We start from the raw sequence: 23,509 nt of genomic DNA, 5'->3' as shown, positions 1-23,509 counted from the left end.
CCTAGATGGCGAAGTCCTCGATCGAGAAGCGCCCATCCAGCCAGGCGACGATGCGCTCGGCGGCGTCCTCGGGCGACATGGTGGTGGTGTCCACGACGATCTCGGGGTGTTCGGGCGCTTCATAGGGGCTGTCGATGCCGGTGAAGTTTTTGAGCTCTCCCGCGCGGGCTTTCTTGTACAGGCCTTTGACGTCGCGGGCCTCGGCCACCGCCAGCGGCGTGTCGACGTGGACCTCGACGAACTCGCCCTCGCCCAGCAGGTCACGGGCCAGGCGGCGTTCGGCGCGGAAGGGCGAGATGAAGCTGACCAGGACGATCAGGCCGGCGTCCACCATCAGTTTCGACACCTCGGCGACTCGGCGGATGTTTTCGACCCGGTCCTCTTCGGTGAATCCCAAATCGCGGTTCAGGCCGTGGCGGACATTGTCGCCGTCCAGCAGATAGGTGTGGCGACCGTCGGCGTGCAGCCGCTTTTCCACCAGATCGGCGATGGTCGACTTGCCGGCGCCGGACAGGCCGGTCAGCCAGACGACGCGGCCCGTCTGGTTCTTGATCGTGGCGCGCGCGGCCTTGTCAACGGACAGGGCCTGCCAATGGATGTTGTGGGCGCGGCGCAGGGCGAAGTGCAGCAAACCCGCCCCGACTGTGCGGTTCGAAATCCGGTCGATCAGGATGAACCCGCCCAGGTCCTTGTTCTCGGCATAGGGGGCGAAGGCGACGGGGGCGTCCAGCGACAGGTTGCAGACGCCGATTTCGTTCAACTCCAGCCGCTTGGCGGGCTGCTGCTCCAGGGTGTTGACGTTCACCTTGTGCTTGGGCTCGGTGATGGTGGCGCCCACCAGCTTTGCGCCGATCTTGAGCAGGTAAGGCCGGCCCGGCAGCAGAGGCTCGTCGTCCATCCAGACCACGGTGGCCTCGAACTGGTCGGCCGCCTCAGGCGGGGCGTCGGCGCTGGCCAGGACGTCGCCGCGCGAGATATCGATCTCGTCGGCCAGGGTCAGGGTGATCGACTGGCCGGCGACAGCCTCGGCCAGGTCGCCGTCGGCGGTGACGATGCGGGCGACGGTCGAGGTCTTGCCCGACGGCAGGACGCGGACGGGATCGCAGGGGCGCACGGTCCCGGCGGCGATCTGGCCCGAGAAGCCGCGGAAGTCGAGGTTGGGCCGGTTGACCCACTGAACCGGCAGGCGAAACGGGTCGGCCTGAAGAGCGTCGCCGACCTCCAGCGCTTCCAGCAGGCTCATCAACGGCGGGCCGGCGTACCAGGGCGAATGGGCGCTGGCTTCGGTGATGTTGTCGCCGCGCAGGGCCGACATCGGGATGGCGTCGAAGGCCTGAAGCCCGATCTGGCCGGCGAAGGCGGAGAAGTCGGCGACGATGGCGTCGAACACAGGCCGGGACCAGCCCATCAGGTCCATCTTGTTCACCGCCAGGATGACGTGGCGGATGCCCAGCAGGCTGACCAGATAGGCGTGGCGACGCGTCTGGGTCAGGACGCCGCGCCGGGCGTCGATCAGGATGACGGCGGCGTCGGCGGTCGAGGCGCCCGTCACCATGTTGCGGGTGTATTGTTCGTGGCCTGGCGTGTCGGCGACGATGAACTTCCGTTTTTCGGTGGAGAAGAAGCGATAGGCGACGTCGATGGTGATGCCCTGTTCCCGCTCGGCGGCCAGGCCGTCGACCAGCAGGGCGAAGTCGATGTCGTCCCCTTGCGTGCCGACACGGCGGCTGTCCGCCTTTAGCGCGGCCATCTGATCCTCGAAGATCATCTTGGAATCGTAGAGCAGCCGCCCGATCAGGGTGGACTTGCCGTCGTCCACGCTGCCGCAGGTGATGAAGCGCAGCAGGCTCTTGTGCTGGTGGGCGTCCAGATAGGCGTCGATGTCGCGCGCGATCAGATCCGATTGATGGGCCATCAGAAATAGCCCTCCTGCTTCTTCTTCTCCATCGAGGCGGATTGGTCGTGGTCGATCATCCGGCCCTGCCGCTCCGAGGTGGTGGTCAGCAGCATTTCCTGGATGACCTCGGGCAGGGTCGCGGCCGTGCTCTCGACCGCGCCGGTCAGGGGGTAGCAACCCAAGGTGCGGAAGCGGACAGACTTCATCTTCGGCGTCTCGCCGGGACGAAGGGGGAACCGGTCATCATCGACCATGATCAGGGCACCGTCCCGCTCCACCACCGGCCGTTCGGCGGCCAGATACAGAGGTACGATGGGGATCCGCTCTAGGTGGATGTATTGCCAGACGTCCAGCTCCGTCCAGTTGGAGATCGGGAAGACGCGGATGCTCTCGCCGGGCTTTTTGCGCGTGTTGTAGAGCCGCCAGAGTTCGGGGCGCTGGTTCTTGGGGTCCCAGCGATGTTCGGCAGTGCGGAAGGAGAAGATCCGCTCCTTGGCGCGCGACTTCTCCTCGTCGCGACGAGCGCCGCCGAAGGCCGCGTCGAAGCCGTAATGGTTCAGGGCCTGTTTCAGACCTTCGGTCTTCCAGAGGTCCGTGTGCAGGGCGGAGCCGTGATCGAAGGGGTTGATGCCGCGTGCGAGGGCGTCGGGGTTCTGGTGGACCAGCAGTTCGACGCCCAGATCGGCCGCCGCCTGTTCGCGCATCGCGTACATGGCGCGGAACTTCCACGTCGTGTCGACGTGCAGAAGCGGGAAGGGCGGCCTGGACGGATAGAAGGCCTTCTTCGCCAGATGCAGCATGACGGCCGAGTCCTTGCCGATAGAATACAGCATGACCGGCCGCTCGGCTTCGGCCGCCACCTCGCGCAGGATGTGGATGCTCTCGGCCTCCAGGCGCTGAAGGTGCGTCAGGCGTGCGGGGGGTAGAGCGTTTCGGCTTCCGGTCAGAATGGCAATGTCCACCAGCGGTATCTCCGTCGAACGGAGGTGAGAACGGCAATGTGCGCCAAGGAACAAGCGATGGATACTGCACTCGGCTGTGAGATTTTCGGCCCGCAGCGTCCGATCTCGTCATCGGAGCGTAACGGAACCAGGGTCGCTGAAAGCGGCTTATGGCATCAAAACGGAAACGCCCATGTCCAGCCTGAAATCCTTCGCCGCATCCGCCGCCGCCGCGATCGCGCTGGCGGGATGCGTGACCGCACCGTCGCCTTCCGAATATCGCGCGCCCCAGCCGGCCAAGCCGGTGGACGTGCAGCGTCTGTGGTCCGGGCGCTGGCACGAGATTGCGCGCCTGCCGGATCGGCTGACCGACGGCTGCGTCGCCGGCGCGTCGATCTATACGCCGGTGGAGGGCACGCGGGTCGATGTGCGCGACACCTGTCAGGTCGGCACGCCGGACGGCAAGGAAAAGGCCATCGGCGGACGGGGCGAAATCCTCGATCCGGGCACTAACGCCAAGCTGAGGGTCAAATATCTGGCCGGGTTCGTGACCTGGGATTATTGGGTGTTGGACCGGGCGGACGACTACAGCTGGTTCATCTCGGCTGATCCGACCTTCAATCGCCTGTTCATCTATACGCGCGACCTGCCCAGCGAGCAGCAGGTGCGCGCCTTGACTGAACGGGCGCGGGCCCTGGGGTACGACGTCAGTCGTCTGGAGTTCCCGGCCCAACCGGCGCGGTAAGGATCAAAGGCCATGCGCTCTTCCCGGACGGTTTTGTTCGCCTCGACACTGCTCGCGACGGTGATCGGTTTGGGAGCCTGCGCGGGCGGGACAGCCTTGCCCGTCGCGGCGGGGTTTGGTCCGGACCCGCAACTACCGGCGCCGCGTCAGGGCTTGCTGCCGACCGTCAACATCGCCCCGGCGTCGAGCTGGCCCGAAGGCGCGACGCCGGAGGCGGCGGCGGGATTGCGCGTACAGGCGTTCGCGACAGGCCTGAATCACCCGCGCTGGCTCTATCGCCTGCCCAACGGCGATATTCTTGTCGCGGAGTCGAATGCGCCGCCCAAGCCCGAAGACAAGAAAGGCGGTCTGCGTGGCTGGGTGATGGGCAAGGTCATGGCCAAGGCCGGCGCCGGTGTCCCGAGCCCCAACAAGATCGTCCTGCTGCGGGACGCGGACGGCGATGGGGCGGCGGAGATCAAGACCGATTTCCTGACCGGACTAAACTCGCCGTTCGGCATGGCTCTGGTCGGCGACCGGCTGTATGTCGCCAACGCCGATGCGGTGGTGGCCTTTCCGTATCGGAGCGGCCAGACGCAGATCGACGCTGCGGCCACGAAGGTCGCGGACCTGCCTGCCGGCCGCAATCATCACTGGACAAAGAGCCTTGTCGCCAGCCCGGATGGTCGCCGGCTTTATGTCGGAGTCGGATCCAACTCCAACGTCGGCGAAAACGGCCTGGACGAGGAAGTCGATCGCGCCGCCATACTGGAGATCGATCCGGCGACGGGCGCGCGGCAGGTCTATGCCTCGGGCCTGCGCAATCCGGTCGGCATGGACTGGAACCCGCAGACCGGCCAGCTGTGGGTGGCGGTCAACGAGCGTGATGAGATCGGCGACGATCTGGTGCCCGACTATATGACCTCGGTGGCGCCGGGCGCCTTTTACGGCTGGCCGTGGAGCTATTACGGCCAGACTGTCGATACGCGCCCACCCGCCAATCCGGCGATGGTCGCGCGCGCGATCCGTCCGGATTACGCTCTCGGCGCGCACACGGCGTCGTTGGGGCTGACATTCGGACAAGGCGCGAACCTGTTGCCGCCAGCCTTGCGCTCAGGCGTTTTCGTCGGCCAGCATGGATCGTGGAACCGCAGCGTGCGCAGCGGCTACAAGGTGATCTTCGTGCCTTTCGTCGATGGGCGTCCCGCCGGGCCGCCGCAGGATGTTCTGACCGGATTTCTGAACGCCCAGGGTCAGGCTCAGGGCCGGCCCGTCGGGGTGCAGATCGACCGGCAAGGCGCGCTGCTGGTCGCCGACGACGTGGGCAATGTCATCTGGCGCGTCAGCGGCGCCTGAACCTCGATCATGAAAAAAGCCCCGGCCGAGGCCAGGGCTTTCCATTATTCTGCTGAGATCAGTTCAGCGGCTGGACCGTGATCGCCGGCGCGGCGGGCGTGGTCACGACGGGAGCCGGGGTCGAAGCTGCGGGCGCGGTGTTTAACCGGCTGGTGCTCGCCGTCGAGGCGGCCGGCGCGGTGTAGGGTTGCGGACCCGAAGGCGTAGCCGGCGTCTCAACACGGGCGGCGGCGGGCCGTTCAACGGCCGGCGCAGCGCGACGGGCCACGGGTTCGGCGCGGCGAGCGACCGGCGCAGGCGCGGCGGCCGGCGTCGGAGCCGCAGCCGGCGTGGGCGCGACCTCGGCCGGGGCGGGCGTGACCGGCGCCTGGGCGGCCGTCATCGCGGCGGGCGCGGTCTGCATGGCCGGTACGGCGGTCTCGGCGGGCTGAGCGGGAGCGGCCTGTTCGCCGCCCATCATCATGGCGACGCCGCTGCCCAGCAGCACCACGGCGCCGATCGGGGCCAGGATCATCCAGGTCTTCACCGACTTCTTGGACTTGGTCGTGCGGGCGTAGCGCGGAACGAAGGTCGTGTCCTCAGCGCGGGCTTCGGTATTGGCGTTGGCATAGGTCATAGACATTGTTTCTGTCCTCCATAACGTCGATCAACCAACCCGCCGTTCCGCAACGGCGTTCCGCGTAAAGCGCAAAAGCCCCGAAGAAACACCGTTTCCGCCCGGAATGGGGCGAAGACCGTGCGCGCGGCCGCCGCATTTGCCGTCAATGCGGCAATAAAAAGCAGGGCGGCGCTCTGGATTTCCGCCGCGTCAACCGAACAAATGGATCACGGCCGGGCGGCAATTTGGCAGGTTCGCGAAGGATTGCGGACCCTACGGTTGACCCGACCGGCCGCCTTCGTCCATCACCGGACCGGGTGGAACACGCATTGACCGGAGTACGGCGCGCATGGGTTTTGTAGCCAATATCCGCAGGGATGTCCGGTTCGCGCGCGGCCTGTTCCGTCTGTTGAAACGCATCAAGCCGATCGAGCTGGACAGCGACGTCCTGCTCTGTGACGACTTTGAAGAAGCCGTCGACAAGTTCGCCGACAACATCGCCATCGACGACGGTCAGCGCACCCTGACCTATCGCGACCTGGACGCCATGGCCAACCGCTTCGCCCACTGGGCCAAGAACCGGGGCCTGCGCCGCAGCGACACCATCGCCCTGATGATGACCAACCGGATCGAGTATCTGGCGGCGTGGATCGGCTTCTCGAAGGTCGGTATCGCCACGGCCCTGATCAACACCAATCTGAACGGACAGGGGCTGGCCCACTGTCTGGCCATTTCCAAGGCCTTCAACGTCGTCGCGGACGAGGATTGCTGGCGTCAGATTGAGGAGGCGCGGCCTCTGGTCGATCACAACCTGGCGCTCTGGGTTCTGGGCTTGACCGACGATTTGGAGACCAGCGACCGTCGCGGCCTGGACAAGCCCGTGCGCGGCGGGTCTTCGGTGCGGCCGTCCAAGTCGGCGCGCGAAGGCCTGACCAACCGCGATACCGCCCTTTATATCTACACCTCCGGTACGACCGGCCTGCCCAAGGCGGCGCGCATCCCGCATTCGCGCGCCCGGACCTATATGCGCGCCTTCGCCGGCGCCACGCGTTCGACGCCCGAGGACAGGATCTTCAACGTCCTGCCGCTGTATCACTCGACCGGCGGCTTGGTCGGCGTGGGCGCGGCGTTGCTGAACGGCGCGCGGCTGGTGATCCGCAAGAAGTTCTCGGCCAGCACCTTCTGGCCCGACGTGCGCTCGTCGGGCGCGACCATGTTCGTCTATATCGGCGAGTTGTGCCGCTATTTGGTCAACTGCCCGCCGCACGAGGACGAGACCAAGCACAAGCTGCGTCTGGCGTTCGGCAACGGCCTGCGCGCCGATGTCTGGCCCGACTTCCAGAGCCGGTTCAAGATCCCCGACATCCTGGAGTTCTACGGCTCGACCGAAGGCAATGTCTCGCTGTTCAACTTCGACGGCAAACAGGGCGCGATCGGTCGGGTGCCGAGCTTCCTGAAGTCGCAGATCAATATTCGCCTGGTCGAGTTCGACGTAGAGACCGAACAGCCGATCCGCGGCTCGGACGGTCTGTGTCGCCTGGCGCGTGTCGGCGAGGTCGGCGAGGCCATCGGCCTGATCGGCAACGACATCCGCCACGACTTCTCGGGCTATGCCGACAAGGCCGCCTCGCAGAAGAAGATCCTGACCGATGTGTTCAAGAAGGGCGACCGCTGGTTCCGCACCGGCGACCTGATGAAGCAGGACAAGGAAGGCTATTTCTACTTCGTCGACCGGATGGGCGACACCTTCCGCTGGAAGGGCGAGAACGTCTCGACCTCAGAGGTCGAACAGGTGCTGATGGACGCGCCGGGCGTGACCGAAGCCATCGTCTATGGCGTGCCTGTGCCGGCCCAGGACGGCAAGGCCGGCATGGCGGCCCTGGTGGTGGAAGGCAAGTTCGACGCCCAGGCCTTCTCCGATCATGTCGAGGCCAAACTGCCCGCCTATGCCCAACCAGTGTTTGTGCGGCTGATCAAATCGGCCGAGACGACCGGCACCTTCAAATACCGCAAGGCCGATCTTGTGGTCGACGGGTTCGATCCGTCCAAAACCGGCGCCGCCCTCTATGTGCGGGGCGGGGCGACAGGCTATCAGAAGCTGACGGCGGCCGGACGCAACGCCATTCTGAAGGGCGAAACCCGGCTTTAACGACTGGGAAGGCGGCGTTCACGAAACGCCGTCTTAATGATTAATGGCGATAGTCCCGACCTCTCGCGTCAGGATTGTTCGCCTCCATGTTCCAGATCATCGGCATCGTGCTGCTGTTCGGCCTCGTCTTCGGCAGCTACGCTATTTCGGGCGGCAAGTTCGAAGTGATCCTGCACGCCGCGCCGCACGAGCTGATGGCGATCGGCGGAGCGGGCATCGCCGCCTTCTTGATCTCCAACTCCATGCCGGTGATCAAGGGGGCCATGGGCGGGCTGGGCAAGACCTTCGCCGGCCCGAAGTGGAAGAAGCAGGACTATAAGGACCTGCTGTCGCTGCTGTTCCAGCTGACCAAGACGATGAAGTCCAAGGGGGTGGTGGCGCTGGAAAGCCACATCGAAAAGCCCAAGGAATCAAACATCTTCCAGAAGTATCCCAAGGTGCTGAAGGACCATTTCGCCGTCGACTTCATCTGCGACACCCTGCGGATGATGACGATGAACCTGGAAGATCCGCATCAGGTCGAGGATGCGATGGAAAAGCAGCTCGAAAAGCACCATCACGAGCATCTGGAAAACGCCCACGCGCTGCAGAACCTGGCCGACGGCCTGCCTGCTCTAGGCATCGTCGCGGCCGTGCTGGGGGTCATCAAGACCATGGGTTCGATCACCGAGCCGCCCGAGGTTCTGGGCGGCATGATCGGCGGCGCCCTGGTCGGCACCTTCATGGGCGTCTTCCTGGCCTATGGTCTGGTCGGTCCGTTCGCGGCGCGCCTGACGGCCATCATCAACGAGGAAGCCGCCTACTATAAGATCATCCAGTCGGTGTTGGTCGCCCACCTGCACGGCAACGCCGCTCAGATTTCGGTCGAGATCGGCCGAGGCGACATCCCGTCGTCGGCGCAGCCGTCGTTCGGCGAGATGGAAGAGGCGCTGAACAGCATCACCGCCGACTGATCCCGACTTTCCTGATCTTAACTTGCCCTGCCGCGCGCGGCGGCCCTATCGTTTGCGCTAAGAGACGTTCCGGTCTCGCAAGCTTCGGAGACATCTTCATGCGTATCAAAGCCCTCGTCGCCGCATCCGCCGCGCTCCTGGTCCTGGCCGCCTGCAGCAAGGCCCCGGAAGAGAAGGCCGAAGCGCCGGCCACCGATGCGGTCGAGGCCGCCGGCAGTGCTGAAGAAGCCGCGCTGACGGTCGATCAGGCCGCCAAGGACGCCGAAGCGGCGGCCAATCAGGCCATTCAGGAAGACACCGCCGCCCAGGCGGCCACGACGATGCAGGGCGCCGACGCCTCGGCCGCCGCGCCTGCGCCTGTCGCGGCGGCCGAGCCGGCGCACGGTCCGGCGGCCGCCCACTAGGCCGCGTCGAAACCTAAACCCGAAGAGGCCGCTCCAACGGGAGCGGCCTTTTTCATGTCGGCGACGAAGGTGCTAGAGCCGCGCGATGACGCCTGATGACGACGCCTCGCCGCTGCTGACCTGGACCGAAGAGGGCGAGCCGCGCTCCGGCCGGTTCGGCGACGTCTATTTCTCCCGAGACGACGGCCTGGCCGAAACGCGGGCGGTGTTTCTGGAAGGTTGCGGCCTGCCGGACGCCTGGATGGGGCGGGATCATTTCACGGTGGCCGAGCTGGGGTTCGGCACAGGGTTGAACATCGCCGCCCTGCTGGATCTGTGGCGACGGACGCGGCCCGAGGGCGGGCGGCTGCACATCTTCTCTATCGAGGGGTTTCCGCTGACGGCGGCGGAAGCGGCGCGGGCGCTGGGCGCCTGGCCCGAACTGACGGAAGCGACCGAGGTCCTGATCGCAGACTGGCCGGCCGCGACGCCGGGCTTTCACCGGGTGGATCTGCCGGGCTTCGACGCCGTGCTGGACCTGGCGGTGGGCGATGCGGCCTGGGCGCTGGAGCAGTGGTCGGGATCGGCGGACGCCTGGTTCCTGGACGGTTTCTCGCCTGCGCTGAACCCGGGCATGTGGTCGCCCGAAGTGATGGCCTTGATCGCCGAGCGCTCGGCGCCGGGCGCGCGCCTGGCCACCTTCACCGTCGCCGGAGCCGTGCGGCGGGGCCTGGCCGAGCAGGGTTTCGTCGTCGAGAAGCGCCCCGGCCATGGCCGCAAGCGCGAGCGGCTTGAGGCTCATCTGCCCTCGGCTTTCGAACCGTCGCCGCCGCCCCGCGTCGCCGTGATCGGCGCGGGTATCGCCGGCGCATCGGTGGTGCGGGCCCTGAAGGCGCAGGGCGTCCGGGCTGTGGTGTTCGAGGGTGAGCGTCCCGGCGCGGGCGGCTCTGGCTTTCCGGCGGCCCTGGTCACACCACGTCTGGATGCCGGCGATCACGGCATCGCCGCCCTGCACGCCCAGGCGCTGGAGCGGGCGGCACATCTGTATGCCTCGATCCCGGACGCCGTAACGGGCCACAGCGTGCTGCAACTGCCCCAAGCGCCGCGCGATGCGGCCCGGTTCGAAAAAATCGCTCGCCAACCGATCTGGAATGCCGATGACATGGGGGTGCTGGATGAAGGGGCGGCGTCAGCGGTCGCCGGCGAAGCAACGGGGCAGGGCGGTCTGCTGATGAAGGGGGCATTCGCGCTGCGCCCTGCGGCGGTGCTCTCGAACTGGCTTTCGGACGCGGAGATGCGCTCTGAGCGCGTGACACGGCTGGAGCGCGCCGACGGCCGCTGGCGGCTGATCGGCGAAGCCGACGCGGTGCTGGGCGAGGTCGATGCGGTGGTTCTCGCCGCCGGCTGGGGATCGGCCGCCCTGATGGAAGGGTTCGACCAGACGCCGCGCCTGTCGCCCGTGCGGGGGCAGGCGGACTGGATCGACGGGGACGTGACCATCCACCCCATGGCCTGGGGCGGCTATGCGGTTCCGACGGGCCAAGGCGTGTTGTTCGGCGCGACCCATGATCGGGGCGACACCTCTGCGGCGGCGCGCGAGGCCGACAGCGCGCGAAATCTGGCGACCTTGGAAGCGCGCCTGCCAGCGTTGGCCAAGCGCATCACGGCGGCCGGGTCGGTGCAGCATCGGGCTGCAGTCCGCGCCACGACGCCGGATCGCCTGCCCGTGGCGGGCGCTCTTGATGACGGTCTCTATGTGCTCGGCGGTCTGGGGTCGCGTGGCTTCTGCGTCGCGCCCTTGCTGGGCGAGCATATCGCCGCCCTCGTCCTTGATCAGCCCTCGCCCCTGCCGCGCGATCTGGCGGCGCGCGTGTCGGCCCGTCGGTCTGCGGTTCTGACGGACGCCCTTGCATCGTCCTCGCCGACGCGCGCATGATGAAGCGGGGGCTTGTTCAGGAGTTGACTATGCATCGCCTAATTCTGTCGTCGGCTGCTCTCCTCGTACTGTCGGCCTGTGCGCCGTCGCCGGGCGTGACGACGGCCAGCCGCGCCGACGCCGGCCAGTGCTTCCGGCCCAATCTGGTGCGCAACTTCACCGCGCCGAACGACCAGACCCTGTATGTTCGCACAGCCGACGCGGGGGTGTTCCAGATCGAAACCCCCTTCTGTCGCGACATGACCCGCGCCCTGTCGATCGCGCTGGAACCTGTCGCCGGATCCAGCCGCCTGTGTCCCGGCGATCAGGCCTCACTGCTCAGCCCGGCGACGGGCCCTCAACCGTGCCGCGTGCGCATCGCCAGGAAGCTGACGACTGCAGAGATCGAGGCCCTGCCGTCTCGCGATCGGCCCTGATCAAAAACGCTTTCGGAGTCTTCGGGAGAGATTGAATTCTCGCTTGCGCGGGTATGAAATGATCGTCTTGCCTGGGGAGGGAAGAGGATGATCAGAACAATCGGCGTGGTGGCTATCCTGGCGACGGCGGCGATCGCATCGCCATCGGCGGCCGAAAGCTGGGCCACGTTTTCACGCAGCGACGCCACCGTCTATCTGGTGGATGTCGATGCGCTGGCGCCGGTGGACGGCGTGGCGACGACCCGGATGGCGCGGGTGCCCGCGCGCGGCGAGGCGACCAATCTCAGCCATGAGACCGAAGAGGTCATGGTGCGGTGTTCGGACGGCCAGTCGCGTTCGGGCGCGACGGTGACCTATGGCGCGGATGGGGCGGAAACCGATCGCTATTCCGAGGACACGCCGTGGGAAGCGACGCCGGCCGGCGGCATCTATGGCGCAATCAAATCCTTCGCCTGTGAGGACATGCGGCCCCAGACGGCGGCCTTCCCGACCATCCAGGCCTTCATCGCGGGCGGACGCGGCCAGTAGGCCGCGCCCCTTTCGCCCATCAGACGTCGACGGCCGCGTCCAGAGCGTTGTCCTGGATGAACTCGCGCCGGGGTTCGACCACGTCGCCCATCAGTTTGGCGAAAAGGTCGTTGGCGTCTTCCTCATGCTCGACCGAGACCTGCAGCAGGGTGCGGGCGTTGACGTCCAGCGTCGTCTCCCACAGCTGCTCGGGGTTCATCTCGCCCAGGCCCTTGTAGCGCTGGATCGACAGGCCCTTCTTACCGGCATCCAGCACGGCGGTCAGCAGGTCCAGCGGACCGCGAATGGTCGTGGATTTGTCCTTGCGGCGGTAGGTGGCGGGGGCGACGAAGACGCCGTCGAACGCCTGTGCGCGTTCGGCCAGACGACGGGCGTCCAGCGAACGGATCAACGTTTCCTCCAGCACGATGGTCTCCTGCACCGCGCGACGTGTGCGGCTGAAGACCACGGCGCCCTGTTCGCCCGGCGCGCCCGTCCACTCCCCATCGCCCTCTTCGGCATAGAGGTTCAGGCGCACGGCGGCGGCGGCTGAGGCGGTCGCCATGTCCGAATGCTCGGCGAACAGACCGGCGAGCGCCGCCTGTTCGATAGCGAAGGCGGGGGCGCGCTGGCTGAGCCGATCGACGCTGGCGCTGAAGGCCTTGGCCTCGCGCACCAGCGATTGCAGGTCCAGACCCAGTCGACGCTCGCCCGTGGACAGATCCAGCTCGGCCTCTGACGAACCTTCCTCGATCAGATAGGCGTCCATCTCGGCCTGATCCTTCAGGTAGCGCGACTGCTTGCCCTTGGAGACCTTATAGAGGGGCGGCTGGGCGATATAGACATGGCCGCGCGTGATCAGCTCGGGCATCTGACGATAGAAGAAGGTCAGCAGCAGGGTGCGGATGTGGGCGCCGTCGACGTCGGCGTCCGCCATCAGAATGATCTTGTGATAGCGCAGCTTGTCGGCGTTGAAGTCGTCGCGGCCGATGCCGGTGCCCAGCGCCAGGATCAGCGTGCCGATCAGGTCCGACGACAGCATCCGGTCAAAACGCGCGCGCTCGACGTTCAGGATCTTGCCGCGCAGGGGCAGGACGGCCTGGTTCTCGCGGTTGCGCGCCTGTTTGGCCGAGCCGCCGGCGGAATCGCCCTCGACGATGAACAGTTCGGACTTGGCGGGATCGCGCTCCTGGCAGTCGGCCAGCTTGCCCGGCAGGCTCGAGATTTCGAGCGCGGACTTGCGCCGGGTCAGGTCGCGGGCCTTACGGGCGGCCTCACGGGCCGAAGCCGCCTCGATGATCTTGGCCACGATCTGCTTGGCCTCGACCGGATGCTCCTCGAACCAGGTCGACAGGCCTTCCGAGCACAGGCTTTCGACGGCCGGACGCACTTCGGAGGAGACCAGCTTGTCCTTGGTTTGCGAGCTGAACTTGGGATCCGGCACCTTGACCGACAGGACGCAGGTCAGACCCTCGCGCGCGTCCTCGCCGGTGACGGACACTTTCTCTTTTTTGCCGGCGCCCGAGCTCTCGATATAGCCGCCCATGACGCGCGTCAGGCTGGCGCGGAAGGCCGACAGGTGGGTGCCTCCATCCCGCTGGGGGATGTTGTTGGTGAAACACAGCATGGTCTCGTGGTAGCTGTCGTTCCACCACAGGGCGAGATCCAGCTCGATCCCTTCCTTCTTGCCGCGAATGACGATGACGTCCTTGAGGATCGGCGTCTTGGACTTGTCGAGGTGGCGCACGAAGGCTTCGACACCGCCCTCGTAGTGCAGGATCATTTCGACCGGCTCGGCGTGGCGCTGGTCGGCCAGCTTGATGACTACGCCCGAGTTCAGGAAGGCCAGTTCGCGCAGACGGTGTTCCAGCGTCTTCAGGTCGAAGTCGATGTGGCTGAAGGTCGTGACGGACGGGAAAAAGGTGACCTCGGTGCCGCTCAGCGGCTTGCCCGTGTCCTCGCGAATGGGGGCGTCGCCGGTGACTTCCAGCGACTTGACCGTGTCGCCGCGCTCGAAGCGCATCTGGTGCGCCTTGCCGTCGCGATAGATCTTCAGCTCCAGCCAGTCGGACAGGGCGTTGACCACGGACACGCCTACGCCATGCAGACCGCCGGACACCTTGTAGGAGTTCTGGTCGAACTTACCGCCGGCGTGCAGCTGGGTCATGATGACCTCGGCCGCCGAGACGCCTTCGCCTTCGTGGATGCCGGTGGGAATGCCGCGGCCGTTGTCGGTCACGGTGACCGAGCCATCGCTGTTCAGGATGACCTGAACAAGGTCGGCGTGGCCGGCCAGGGCCTCGTCGATGGCGTTATCGACCACCTCATAGACCATATGGTGCAGGCCCGAGCCGTCGTCGGTGTCGCCGATATACATGCCGGGGCGTTTGCGCACGGCGTCCAGGCCTTTGAGAACCTTGATGGAATCGGCGCCGTATTCGGGCAGGTCGGCAATCGGATCGGTCATGAAGTCATTGGCTCTGAAGTCCCGACCGGGACGGGGATGGAGCGCCGGACCCGGCGCTCGAATCGACGGCGGGATCGCACCGCGCCGAAGCCCGCAACATATAGGAAATTCCGGCGAAAAAGCGAGGAATTCCGCGATGAGAGCCTAGTCGGTTTCCAGCGCGCCGCCGGCCACGCGGACGAACTGGGCGCGGCCTTCCAGACCGGCGAACAGGTCGCGTTCCGTCCCGGTCATGAAGGCCTGAAGATCCAGCGCCGTGATCTCGTCGAACAGGGCCGTGCGGCGCGTCTCGTCGAGGTGGGCGGGGGCTTCGTCCAGCAGCAGGATCGGGCGCGCAGCATGATCTGAAAGCCGCGCGATCTGGGCCAAAATCAGGTTCAGGACCAAGGCCTTCTGCTCGCCCGAGGAGCCCTCGGCGGCGGGGCGCTGTTTCTCGCGGTGAAGCGCGGTCAGGTCGGTGCGATGCGGCCCGAACAGCGAGCGGCCGGCCGCGCCGTCGCGGGCGCGGGCCTTGGCAAGGCCCTCGCGGATGGCGGCGGCGATCTCGTCCTCCTCGGCGCCCGCTTCGGCCATCTGTTCGGCGGCGCCGTCCAGACCCAGGTCGGCCTGGGGGAAGGGACGATCGCTGCGGGCGTCGATGGCGGCCTGAAGCGCGTGCAGGGCGGCGACGCGGGCGAGGGCGGCCCGGGCTCCGGCCTCGCCCAGCCGAGCCTCCAGGGCGTCCAGCCAGACGGGGTCGGCTTCACGCCCGTCCTGAGCGTCGTTCAGCAGGCGCAAACGCTCGCGCAGGGCCTTTTCATAGGCGGAGACGCTGGCGGCGTGATCGGGATCGGCGGCGAAGACCAGCCGGTCGAAGAACTTCAGCCGCTCGGCGCGCGCGTCTGAAAACAGACGGTCCTGTTCCGGCGTCGCCCAGACGGGACGCAGATAATCGAGCAGCCGCCCCGGCTGGGCCGTCTCGCCGTCGATCCGCACGATGCGCCGCGCGGCGCCCGCCGTCTGAACGCCGGTGCCCAGCCGCGTCTCGTCGTCCAGTTCGACCATGACGGCCCAGGCGCGTCCTGTCGCCTCGCCCGGCTCGCGCCGGCCCATCTCGGCGGCGGTGGCGCCCCGCAGCCCCTTGCCGGGGGTCAGGAGACTGATCGCCTCCAGAAGATTGGTCTTTCCCGCCCCGTTCGGCCCATGCAGCACGACAGGCGCGGAGGTCATCTCCAGCCGCGCCCCTGCATAGGAGCGGAAGTCGGTGAGTGTGAGGGAGGTGATCACGCTCGCTCTCTAACGCGCGTGAGGCAGGATTACACCCGCAGCGGCATCAGGACATACTGAACGCCCGGATCGCCCGGATCGAGCACCAGGGTCGGGGAGGCCGGGTCGGCGAAGCGGAAGGCGGCGTTTTCACCCGTGATCTGGCCGGCGACGTCCAGCAGATAGCGGGCGTTGAAGCCGATTTCGAACGGTTCGTCGGAATAGCCGATCTCGACCTCTTCCTCGGCCTGGCCGGCTTCCATGTTGCGTACGGTCAGCTTCACCCGGTCGTTGTCGAACGCCAGTTTCACCGAACGGCTCTTCTCGGCCGAGATGGTGGCGACGCGGTCGACGGCCTTGGCGAACAGGGCGTTGTCGATGTCGGCCTGTTTGTCGTTGCCGCGCGGGATGACGCGCAGATAGTCGGGGAAGGCGCCGTCGATGACCTTGGAGGTCAGGGACGCCTCGCCCATCTGGAAGCGGATCTTCTGGGCCGAGACGGTGACCTCCACCGCGCCGCCGGCGTCGTCCAGCAGGCGACGGACCTGATCCACGGTCTTGCGCGGCACGATGACGCCGGGGCCGCCGGCTGCGCCCTCGGGCGCCGGGGTTTCGGCCAGGGCCAGGCGGTGGCCGTCGGTGGCGACGGCGCGCAACAGCGGAATGCCAGCCTCGGCGACCGTGTGCAGATACAGGCCGTTCAGATAGTAGCGCGTTTCCTCGGTCGAGACCGCGAACCGGGTCTTGTCGATCAGGCGGGCCAGATCCTCCTTGGGCAGGACATAGGAGGCGCCGGCGCTGTCAGTGGACATGACGGGGAAGTCGCCCGCCGGCAGGACCGGCAGGTTGAAGCGCGACCGGCCGGCCGAGACGACCAGGCGGGGATCGTCGCCCGAATAGAGCAACGAGACCTCGGCGCCTTCCGGCAGCTTGCGCACGATCTCGTACAGGGTGTGGGCGGGAGCCGTGATCTGACCCTCGACCTGAACCTGGGCCTCGGCCTCGTCCACCATTTCCATGTCCAGATCGGTGGCGGCGAAGGCCAGCCGGTCGCGGCCCGCGCTCAGCAGGACGTTGGACAGGATCGGAATGGTGTTTCGACGTTCGACGACGCTCTGCACGTGGCCCAGGGCCTTCAGGAGCGCGGATCGTTCGATGGTCAGCTGCATGTCGTCTCGCCCGGCGCGGCCGACTCGCAAGGCGGCTGCGGTTAAGTGACCTGGGACACTAGCGGATTGCGCGGCGGGAGCAACGGGTCAGACCCGCTGCTCCACAGCTTCAGCCCCGCAGCTTGCGAGTCAGCGCCTCGACGTCGCGGGCGATCTGATCGTCCTGCGGCATCAGCTCCTCGATCTTGCGCACGCCGTGCAGGACCGTGGTGTGGTCGCGCCCGCCGAAACGGCGACCGATGTCGGGGTAGGAGCGGGTCGTGTGCTGCTTGCACAGATACATGGCGATCTGGCGCGGGCGGGCGACCGAACGGGTGCGGCGCTCGCTGAGCAGGTCGGCCTGTTTCATGTTGAAGTGGTCAGCGACCGTCTTCTGAATCTCGTCCACGGTGATGCGGCGCTCGGGCCCGCCGCGCATGGCCATGCCCAGCAGGGTCGAGGCTTCATCGACCGAGACCGACGACAGGCGCGCGCCGGCAGCGGCGGCCAGGGTATTCACGGCGCCCTCGAGCTCGCGCATCGAGCCGGGGGTGCGGTCCACCAGCTGGGCCAGGACCTCCGGGTTGGCCTCGCCCTGGACGACGCCCAGAGCCGACAGCGCCTTCAGACGGTTCTGGGCCACGGCGATCTTCAGCTCGCGGTCGCCTGCCTCGACCGGGCAGGTCAGGCCGGCGGCGAGGTGACTGCGCAGGCGCGGCTCGACCTCGGTCAGGGCCATGGGCGCACGGTCGGCCGAGAAGACGATGCGTTTGCCGTCCTCGATCAGGGCGGTCACGGTCGAGAGCAGTTCTTCCTGGGTCGACGTCTTGCCGCCCACGAACTGGACGTCGTCCAGCAGCAGCATGTCGGCCGAGCGCAGGCTTTCCTTGAAGGCGGCGGTCGAGCGGTCTTGCATCGCCTTGACGAAGGTCGACAGGAAACGTTCGGCGGTCAGATAGACGACCTTGGCCTCAGGCCGCAGACGCTGGGCCTCCCAGGCGATGGCGTTCAGCAGGTGGGTCTTGCCGTAGCCATAGGGGCCGCAGAAGAAGACGGGGTTGAAGTGTCCGTCGGCCCAGCTGGCCACCTGTTTGGCGATGGCCAGGGCGAAGGCGTTGCCCTGACCCTCGACGAAGCTGTCGAACGTCAGGCGATCCTGCAGACCGGCGGCGCGCACCGCGCGGGCGCCGTCAGCGCTGATCGGGGCGGCGGGCGCCATCTGCGGCGTGGCGGCGAAGGCGGCCAGGCGCGGGGCGGCGTCCACCACATTGCCCGGCATCACGGCCGAGGCCGGCGGGGCCGAACCCACTTCGGCGCGGCAGCGCACCTCGAGGCGGCGCGACAGGCCGTCCAGGCCCAGCCACAACTCGTTCATGCGACGCAGGGCGTTCTTGCGCACCCAGTCGCGAGCATAGGCGGTCGGGGTGACCAGGATCAGGTGGCCGGCGTTGTCCAGGCGGACGGCCGACGGGGCGATATAGGAGGAGAACGGGCCATCGCCGATTTCAGCGCGCAGGCGCACGGACGCCTCGCTCCAAATGCGGTCCGGATCCGTCAGTCCCGACGTCTTCGTTCCGCCTGCCATCGCCGCTGCGCCCCCAACCATCTTTGCCCGCCCACCTTAGAAGAACCATTCCGACCTTCCGCGCTTCAAGGCGATGGTTCAGGGACGACTTCTCCTGCGCCGAAAAGCGATGCTTTTCGGACGGGGTCTAACCTCTGAACAGACATCTCCCGCCGACGCGAAACATAGGCCTCGCGCCGTCTTCATCCGTGCTGGGATGGAAGTGCGTTAGAGGCCAAAACTTACGCCGCGAGCCGGGTGGGTCAACGCTGATTCGTTGGTCGATTCGCAGTTAAATTGTTTGACTCCGTCAAACCCTGACACCGCTTGGAATTTCGGCCGGATCATGGCTCGACGATCGGTGTTTTCGATTTGGACAGTTAGCGACACAACGCAAAACGGCGAAGGAGCTTGCGCGCCTTCGCCGTTGATATTGCTTTATAATCCCACAACGAAACAGCGACAGCTGCTCCGTCCGCTGTTGGATTAATTTTGGCTCAGGCGGCCGACAGCTTCTTCAGCTGGGCGGCCAGGCGCGAAACCTTGCGCGAGCCGGTGTTCTTGTGAACGACGCCCTTGGAGACGGCGCGCATCAGCTCGGACTGGGCCTCGATGAAGGCGGTCTTGGCGACGGCGGCGTCGCCGCCGGCCAGAGCTTCCTGGAACTTGCGCAGATAGGTGCGGACGCGCGAACGGCGCGCCTTGTTCACTTCGGTACGCGCTTCGATCTTGCGGATCGCCTTGCGGGCGCCGGGGTTGTTGGCCATGTCAAACCTTCGAACGGAAAACGCCGCGGAGCACACGTCCACGGCGCGGAAATCTCAAGAGGGCGGGCCTATAGCCGAAAGCCCGGAGGCGGTCAACGCGGAGTCTTCATCGGTGGACTCCGAGGTTGGGCGAAGACGTCAGTTCGAGCGTGCCTTGCGCGCTATCATCCAAACGCAACCCAACAGGCTTTAACGCGCTTTAGCGGACTTTCCGTCGCAGGTTTTTGCGTCGTGTTGAAAGTGCGCAACGCTTTCACTTTGTTCATGAATTGTGTCGTCTTACGGCCATGTTTGTCCCGTCCTGACAAGGGCTGAAATCATCTCCCGGATCGTCGTTCCATGACCCAGACCGCGCTTCTCCTGCTTGCGCTGGCCCCCGCCGCCGGTGTCGTCCAGCCTGTTCAGGCCCAAACCACAGAGGCTCAACCCGTAGAGGCGCAGGCGCAAGTCCAGCAGGAGGAGCCGACGGTCGTTCTGCCGGACGTGGAAGTGACGGCGGCGCGGCGCGGGGTGGCCCTGGGCGGGCAGGAACCGATCGTCTCTTACGACACCGCCCAAATCCAGGCGTTCGGCGCGACCAACATCGGCGAACTGATCACCCTGCTGGAGGCCCAGACCCGCAGCGCGCGCGGCGGGTCTCCGGTCTTCTTGGTCAACGGACGGCGTATCTCGGGCTTCCGCGAGATCCGCGGCATTCCGCCCGAGGCTATCGAGCGCTTCGACGTCCTGCCGGAAGAGACCGCGTTGTCCTATGGCTACAGCGCCAATCAGCGGGTAGTGAACATCGTGCTGAAGGCGGACTTCAAGTCCCTGACCGCCTCGGTCAACGTCAGCCGGCCGGAGCAGGGCGGTCGCACGACCACCGCCAGCGAGAACAATGTCCTGCGCATCGCCGGCTCGGACCGCTGGTCTGTCGATATCAACGGCACGACCTCCAACACCCTGTTCGAGACCGAGCGCGACATCGATCGCAGCACGACGGCCGGCGGCGAAAGCGAACTGGCTAGCGCCTATCGCACCCTATTGCCCAAGACAGACGAGCTTTCGGTGTCGGGGACCTACAAGCACGACCTGAACGACAAGGTCGGCATGACGCTGAGCGGCAGCGTGGAGGACTTAAACAGCTTCAGCTACCAAGGGCTGCCCAATGTTCAGCTGACCGTGCCGGGGACCAATCCGTTTTCGCCGACCGGTCAGGACGTCAATCTGTTCAGCTATCTGGACCTGCCCGGCGCCCTGACGCGCAAGACCGACACCCGCACGGCCGAACTAGGCACGGTGTTCGACGGCTATGTCGGCGACTGGCGCTGGACGGCGACGGGGGAATACAGCCGCGTCGAGACCGACACCACGACGGGACGAGGTGTGAACGCGACGGCGTTGCGGGCCCTGATCGCAGGCGATCTGACCGTCAATCCGTTCGGCGACCTGACCGACCGGGCCATCGTCAATCCGCGCGACACTGCCAACTCCGTGGCCCAGACGGCGACGGCGGAACTGGTGTTGAACGGGCGTCCCTATGAACTGCCGGCCGGCGACATCACCTCGACCTTCAAGGTCGGGGCTGGTTATCAATCGCTGGATTCCGAGAGCCTGCGTTTCTCCGAGAGCCTGGGTTCAAGTGTCGCCGTGGATCGGTCGCAGTCGCGCAACTCGGGCAGCGTCCAGGCCAACTTCGATCTGCCGATCTCCAACGTCGAGCGCGGCGTCCTGCCCAAGATCGGCGACCTGTCGGCCAATCTGAACCTGGCCTATCAGGAGCTGTCCGACTTCGGCGGCGTGTCCTCGGTCGGGGCAGGGCTGAACTGGTCGCCGGTCGAGCGGCTGTCGTTTTCGGCCAACTATTCCGACGAGGGCAAGGCTCCGACGGTCCAGCAGCTAAACGACCCGACAGTATCGACGCCGAATACGCCGGTCTTCGACTTCCGGACCGGCCAGACCGTCGAGATCAACCGCATCACCGGCGGCGATCCCAATCTGCAGGCCGAGGATCGGCGCATCCTGAAGCTGGGCATGAACTGGCAACCGGTGTCGGACAAGGATTTCCGCCTGAACCTGGCCTACACCCGCACCGAGGCGGACAACGAAATCTCCAGCTTCCCGGCCATCACGCCCGATCTGGAAGCAGCCCTACCGGATCGGTTCGTTCGCGATGCGGACGGCAATCTGGTGTCCATCGATGCCCGTCCGCTGAACTTCTTCAAGCGCGAGCAGCAGGACGTACAGTGGGGTTTCAACTTCTCGCGCCCGTTCGGCAAGCCGAACCCGGCGGCGGCGGGCGGTCGTGGTCCGGGCGGACGCGGCGGTCCTGGTGGCGGCCCGGGCGGCGGCGGAATGATGATGATGGGCGGACCGGGCGGCCCTGGCGGACCCGGCGGCGGCGGGCGGATGCGCGGCGGGCGGGGATCGGGAATGCAGCCCGGCCAAGGCATCTTCAACCTGTCGCTGACCCACACCTGGCGTGTCCAGGACGAGGTCACCATTCGCGACGGTCTGGCGCCGCTGGATCTGCTGGACGGCGATTCCATCTCCGGCTCGGGCGGTCAGTCGCGCCATGAGGTCCAACTGCAGACCGGGCTTTCCAGAAACGGCGTGGGCGCCTTCGTCAACGCCAACTGGCGCTCGGGCACGACGGTCAATGGCGACGCGCTGGGTTCGCCCGATCTGGACTTCTCGGGGCGGACCACGGTCAATCTGTTCGCCTTCGCCGACCTGACCCAACGCACCTCATGGATCGAGCGCTTCCCGTTCCTGAAGGGCACGCGGATCGGTTTCGGCGTTCAGAACATCTTTGACGACCGTGTCTCGGTGACCAGCAGCGACGGTCAGACACCGGTCAACTATCAGCGCGACTATCTGGACCCGCAGGGGCGCGTCTTCCGCATCAATCTGCGCAAGATTCTCTTCTAAAGGATCAGGGCCAGACGGTCGCCAGGGCGATCATCACGACGGCGGCGGCGAGCGCCAGAGGAAAGAAAAGACGGTCGGACATCGATCCGACCGTTACCCCGGCGTGCGCGTCGCCACAAGCAATGGCGAGGCCCGCGAGCCTTGACCGTCTTCGGAGGGCGTCCTACCCCGAAAGGCCGTATTTCGAAGGACCGACCGAATGCCGCGCCTGATCCTGCTCCGCCACGGCCAGAGCCAGTGGAACCTCGAGAACCGTTTCACCGGCTGGGTCGATGTCGATCTGACGGCGGAGGGCGAGGCCCAGGCGCGTCGCGGCGGCGAACTGATCGCCGAGGCCGGATTCAAGCCGGCGGTGATGTTCACCTCGGTCCTGACGCGCGCCCAGCGCACCGGCGCCCTGGCGTTGCAGTCGGCGGGCCTGACCGATGTGCCGGTGATCGAGGACTGGCGGCTGAACGAGCGCCACTACGGCGGTCTGACGGGCCTGAACAAGGCCGAGACGGCCCAGAAGCACGGCGAGGACCAGGTCAGGATCTGGCGGCGCAGCTACGATGTGCCGCCGCCCCCGCTGGCGCCTGGCGGCGAGTTCGATTTCAACGCCGACCCCCGCTACGCCGGCAAGGCCATTCCCGACACCGAAAGCCTGAAGACCACGCTGGACCGGGTGAAGCCCTATTGGGACGCCGAGATTGCGCCGCGCCTGAAGGCGGGCGAGGACGTGCTGATCGCTGCCCACGGCAACTCCCTGCGCGCCATCGTCAAACTGCTGTTCGGCGTGCCGGACGACCAGATCGTCGGCGTCGAAATCCCCACGGGCAATCCGCTGGAGATCGATCTCGACGCGAATCTGAAGCCGACCGCAGCCCGCTACCTCGACGCCGCTCGCGCCGAGACATTGCCGACCGCATCATGAGCTGGAGCGAAGCCGACCAGGCCTTCATGGCCCAGGCGATCGCCTTGGCGACCGGCCGCATGGGCGAGACCTGGCCCAACCCGGCGGTCGGTTGCGTCATCGTCAAGGACGGCCGGGTCATCGCCCAGGCCGCCACCGCGCCGGGCGGTCGTCCCCATGCCGAGGAGCAGGCCGTGCCCGCCGCCGGCGCGGATGTCGTGGGCTCGACCGTCTATGTCACGCTCGAACCCTGCGGCGCCCGGTCGTCCGGCCGCAAGTCCTGCGCCCACTTTCTGACCGAGGCGGGCGTGGCGCGGGTCGTGATCGCCTGTATGGACCCGTCGCCGTTTGCGGCCGGGCGCGGCACCGAGCGGCTACGCGCGCAAGGGCTGACCGTGGAAACCGGCCTGATGTGCGAAGAGGGCGCGGCCCTGTGCGAAGGCTTCCTGCACCGACTGGAAACCGGTCGCCCGATGGTGCGCATGAGCGAGGACGGCTCGGGCTTCGACGGCCGGTTCGTCGCCTCGCCCAAGGCCGATCTGGTCACTGAGCTGAAACGTCTGGGCGAAGCGGGCTACACGCGCCTGTGGACCGGGCCGGGCGAACTGGCCGACGCCCTTCAGGCCCAGGGGCTTCTGACCGTCTGAGGCGGCTTC

At 66.7% G+C, this 23,509-nt stretch carries 19 protein-coding genes; 11 read left to right on the top strand and 8 right to left on the bottom strand.

The window, feature by feature from the left end:
- Nucleotide 1 precedes the first annotated feature (1 nt).
- Both cysN and cysD read right to left on the bottom strand, forming a co-directional pair.
- Complete coding sequence (gene cysN, locus ABIC32_RS03795; protein ID WP_354072428.1) at nucleotides 2-1,915, bottom strand: sulfate adenylyltransferase subunit CysN; 1,914 nt, start codon at nucleotides 1,913-1,915, stop codon at nucleotides 2-4.
- Nucleotides 1,915-2,868 (bottom strand): sulfate adenylyltransferase subunit CysD, encoded by a 954-nt coding sequence (gene cysD / locus ABIC32_RS03790; protein ID WP_354072944.1) that lies wholly within the window; start codon nucleotides 2,866-2,868, stop codon nucleotides 1,915-1,917. Before cysD ends, cysN begins: the two co-directional genes overlap by 1 nt.
- 163 nt (nucleotides 2,869-3,031) lie before the next feature.
- Between cysD and ABIC32_RS03785 the strand changes: the two genes are divergently transcribed.
- Nucleotides 3,032-3,583 carry a lipocalin family protein gene (locus ABIC32_RS03785; RefSeq protein ID WP_199061062.1) on the top strand — a complete coding sequence of 184 codons (552 nt, stop codon included), beginning with the start codon at nucleotides 3,032-3,034 and terminating at the stop codon, nucleotides 3,581-3,583.
- Nucleotides 3,584-3,595: 12 nt separating this feature from the next.
- A complete protein-coding gene (locus ABIC32_RS03780) occupies nucleotides 3,596-4,918 on the top strand; it encodes a PQQ-dependent sugar dehydrogenase (protein WP_354072425.1) in 1,323 nt (440 codons plus the stop codon).
- Nucleotides 4,919-4,976: 58 nt separating this feature from the next.
- Here ABIC32_RS03780 and ABIC32_RS03775 read toward each other — a convergent pair whose 3' ends face one another.
- Nucleotides 4,977-5,540, bottom strand: a complete 564-nt coding sequence (locus ABIC32_RS03775) for a hypothetical protein (RefSeq protein WP_354072423.1) — start codon at nucleotides 5,538-5,540, stop codon at nucleotides 4,977-4,979.
- Between the two features lie 325 nt (nucleotides 5,541-5,865).
- Here ABIC32_RS03775 and ABIC32_RS03770 point away from each other — a divergent pair, with 325 nt between their 5' ends.
- The 6 genes from ABIC32_RS03770 to ABIC32_RS03745 all read left to right on the top strand — a co-directional run bounded on the left by ABIC32_RS03770 (nucleotide 5,866) and on the right by ABIC32_RS03745 (nucleotide 11,881).
- On the top strand, nucleotides 5,866-7,665 hold the full coding sequence (locus ABIC32_RS03770) for a long-chain-acyl-CoA synthetase (protein ID WP_161639423.1): 1,800 nt from the start codon (nucleotides 5,866-5,868) through the stop codon (nucleotides 7,663-7,665).
- An 86-nt stretch (nucleotides 7,666-7,751) separates the two neighbouring features.
- Nucleotides 7,752-8,618 carry a flagellar motor stator protein MotA gene (gene motA, locus ABIC32_RS03765; RefSeq protein WP_354072420.1) on the top strand — a complete coding sequence of 289 codons (867 nt, stop codon included), beginning with the start codon at nucleotides 7,752-7,754 and terminating at the stop codon, nucleotides 8,616-8,618.
- 98 nt (nucleotides 8,619-8,716) lie between these two features.
- Nucleotides 8,717-9,022, top strand: coding sequence for a hypothetical protein (locus ABIC32_RS03760; RefSeq protein WP_354072418.1), 306 nt, complete (start codon nucleotides 8,717-8,719; stop codon nucleotides 9,020-9,022).
- 85 nt (nucleotides 9,023-9,107) lie between these two features.
- Nucleotides 9,108-10,937 (top strand): FAD-dependent 5-carboxymethylaminomethyl-2-thiouridine(34) oxidoreductase MnmC1, encoded by a 1,830-nt coding sequence (gene mnmC1 / locus ABIC32_RS03755; protein ID WP_354072416.1) that lies wholly within the window; start codon nucleotides 9,108-9,110, stop codon nucleotides 10,935-10,937.
- 29 nt (nucleotides 10,938-10,966) lie between these two features.
- Complete coding sequence (locus ABIC32_RS03750; protein ID WP_156363173.1) at nucleotides 10,967-11,353, top strand: DUF6491 family protein; 387 nt, start codon at nucleotides 10,967-10,969, stop codon at nucleotides 11,351-11,353.
- Nucleotides 11,354-11,440: 87 nt separating this feature from the next.
- Nucleotides 11,441-11,881, top strand: coding sequence for a hypothetical protein (locus ABIC32_RS03745; RefSeq protein ID WP_174086024.1), 441 nt, complete (start codon nucleotides 11,441-11,443; stop codon nucleotides 11,879-11,881).
- A gap of 19 nt (nucleotides 11,882-11,900) precedes the next feature.
- Here ABIC32_RS03745 and gyrB read toward each other — a convergent pair whose 3' ends face one another.
- The 5 genes from gyrB to rpsT all read right to left on the bottom strand — a co-directional run bounded on the left by gyrB (nucleotide 11,901) and on the right by rpsT (nucleotide 19,051).
- Nucleotides 11,901-14,327, bottom strand: a complete 2,427-nt coding sequence (gene gyrB, locus ABIC32_RS03740) for a DNA topoisomerase (ATP-hydrolyzing) subunit B (RefSeq protein ID WP_354072413.1) — start codon at nucleotides 14,325-14,327, stop codon at nucleotides 11,901-11,903.
- Between the two features lie 144 nt (nucleotides 14,328-14,471).
- Nucleotides 14,472-15,593: a DNA replication/repair protein RecF gene (gene recF / locus ABIC32_RS03735; protein ID WP_307508901.1), complete on the bottom strand. Its 1,122-nt coding sequence runs from the start codon at nucleotides 15,591-15,593 to the stop codon at nucleotides 14,472-14,474.
- Between the two features lie 29 nt (nucleotides 15,594-15,622).
- A complete protein-coding gene (gene dnaN / locus ABIC32_RS03730; RefSeq protein WP_055806769.1) occupies nucleotides 15,623-16,741 on the bottom strand; it encodes a DNA polymerase III subunit beta in 1,119 nt (372 codons plus the stop codon).
- 109 nt (nucleotides 16,742-16,850) lie between these two features.
- Entirely contained in the window at nucleotides 16,851-18,326 is a 1,476-nt protein-coding gene (dnaA, locus tag ABIC32_RS03725) for a chromosomal replication initiator protein DnaA (protein WP_502909302.1), read from the bottom strand.
- Nucleotides 18,327-18,781: 455 nt separating this feature from the next.
- The gene (rpsT, locus tag ABIC32_RS03720; protein ID WP_017505938.1) at nucleotides 18,782-19,051 is read right to left on the bottom strand and encodes a 30S ribosomal protein S20; all 270 of its coding nucleotides are present in this window, start codon (nucleotides 19,049-19,051) and stop codon (nucleotides 18,782-18,784) included.
- A 339-nt stretch (nucleotides 19,052-19,390) separates the two neighbouring features.
- Between rpsT and ABIC32_RS03715 the strand changes: the two genes are divergently transcribed.
- From ABIC32_RS03715 to ABIC32_RS03705, 3 genes are all read left to right on the top strand, one after another.
- Nucleotides 19,391-21,961, top strand: coding sequence for a TonB-dependent receptor plug domain-containing protein (locus ABIC32_RS03715; protein WP_354072408.1), 2,571 nt, complete (start codon nucleotides 19,391-19,393; stop codon nucleotides 21,959-21,961).
- Between the two features lie 199 nt (nucleotides 21,962-22,160).
- Nucleotides 22,161-22,874 (top strand): 2,3-diphosphoglycerate-dependent phosphoglycerate mutase, encoded by a 714-nt coding sequence (gene gpmA / locus ABIC32_RS03710; protein WP_354072407.1) that lies wholly within the window; start codon nucleotides 22,161-22,163, stop codon nucleotides 22,872-22,874.
- Nucleotides 22,871-23,500, top strand: a complete 630-nt coding sequence (locus ABIC32_RS03705) for a bifunctional diaminohydroxyphosphoribosylaminopyrimidine deaminase/5-amino-6-(5-phosphoribosylamino)uracil reductase RibD (protein WP_354072405.1) — start codon at nucleotides 22,871-22,873, stop codon at nucleotides 23,498-23,500. Before gpmA ends, ABIC32_RS03705 begins: the two co-directional genes overlap by 4 nt.
- The last annotated feature ends 9 nt before the right edge of the window (nucleotides 23,501-23,509 follow it).

The organism is Brevundimonas sp. 1080, assembly GCF_040545985.1.
Lineage (GTDB): Bacteria > Pseudomonadota > Alphaproteobacteria > Caulobacterales > Caulobacteraceae > Brevundimonas.
Note: the sequence above shows the minus strand (reverse complement) of the source record. Positions and strands in the feature narration are given on the sequence as shown.